Raw genomic sequence first — 311 nt, forward strand, 5'->3', positions numbered from 1 at the left:
TAGTAATTTCAGCCTTTCAACCAGTTGTTGTCGCTCTTGTTCGCTGCGCAGGCTGCCGTCGGTATTTCCCCAGACTGGCCCTGGCCAGGCAATGTCTGTCGTAAAACGGGCGATATGATGGATATGAAGCTGAGGTACTAAATTGCCTAAGGCACCAATATTGATTTTATCTGGGTTGAAATAGGTCTCAAGCAGTTGGGCTGTTGAGCTGGACTCTATCATCAACTGTTGTTGATCCGTGGCAGACATATGATGAATTTCACGCAGTGCGTCATATCTGGGGACCAGAATCAACCAAGGACCAATGGCTT

1 protein-coding gene is annotated in these 311 nt (G+C 47.6%); it reads right to left on the reverse strand.

All coding sequences use genetic code 11. The annotated features are described in order from the left end of the window. On the reverse strand, window positions 1–311 hold a 311-nt coding region (locus ACYP03_RS25330), incomplete at both ends, for an HIT domain-containing protein (protein ID WP_459782577.1).

Source organism: Photobacterium sp. R1, from assembly GCF_054600795.1.